Source organism: Brevibacillus sp. FW306-2-1A-C05A (assembly GCF_058781555.1).
The window spans coordinates 1-956 of sequence record NZ_JBYSWV010000112.1 but is presented as its reverse complement, the minus strand read 5'-3'; the positions used below and the strand labels follow the sequence as shown (position 1 = coordinate 956).

At 41.7% G+C, this 956-nt stretch carries 1 protein-coding gene and 1 pseudogene; one reads left to right on the top strand and one right to left on the bottom strand.

The annotated features are described in order from the left end of the window. Positions 1-75 precede the first annotated feature (75 nt). A pseudogene (locus AC3WJN_RS25545) lies at positions 76-342 on the bottom strand (transposase); the annotation flags it as partial. A 275-nt stretch (positions 343-617) separates the two neighbouring features. Here AC3WJN_RS25545 and AC3WJN_RS25540 point away from each other — a divergent pair. Then, on the top strand, positions 618-956 hold a 339-nt coding region (locus AC3WJN_RS25540), incomplete at its 3' end, for a PHP domain-containing protein (protein WP_492329358.1).

Genomic DNA, 956 nt, shown 5'->3' with positions numbered 1-956 from the left:
GTACCACCATTCAAAAAGATGGGAGGACATAACTTATTTTCGTTCTCAAAGTGTCTTGACAAAGGGGGGCATTACAGAGAACTTCCCGCCGCGAATGCGAGGGACACGAAGCGTGATCGTACCGACACGTGTAGTCAATTGGTGTGGGTATGTACCATTTCGATATGCTTGACGCTCATCTGTCCGTTCGTAGGGTTCCGCCCCCAACTGTTCGGTCGCCTGTGCCTGCAAGACTTGGTTCAATACGGATTCCAACAACTTGGCCACTCCCGAATCCTGTGAATTGCCGAGAAAAAGCTGATGCAAAAGTTGCGAATCTACGGTAATCTGGTATTGAGCCATTTCAAATTCCCTCTCCTTCGAATGTTGTCTAGTCAACTTCATTCTAACCGAGGGGGATTGAAAATGGCTCCCTTATTTTTAGAGAGATGCTGTTTTTACACAATTATACGGACTCAACTGTAGCCATACTGTTCCGTGTAAACATACATGAATTACTGCGAGTGTTGCGTAGTGAGCTATGATATATGTTCTTCTTGTCGTACTCTGAAGGTAATTGGAGATTTTTGGAGTATTTTATCAAAGGCCATATATTAGATTTATCGGAGGGTGATCAAATGGACAAAGGTGCTCATTATTACCGTTGTGATTTTCAGGTGCACTCACCAAGGGACTTAAATTGGAATGGTAGAACATATATTACGGAACAAGAACGTGTTGAGTATGCTAAGCGTTTTATCAAGACTTGCAGAGAAAAAGGTTTGCATGCAATCGCAATAACCGATCATCACGACACAGTATTTTATAAATATATCAGAGATGCGTCTTTATCCGAAGTGACAGAAGATGGCGGGGCTATTGATGAATCAGATAGAATTGTAATTTTCCCAGGTATTGAAGTTTCAATTGCACAACCATCTGCACAATTACTTATCTTGTTTGATCCTGATATTGAT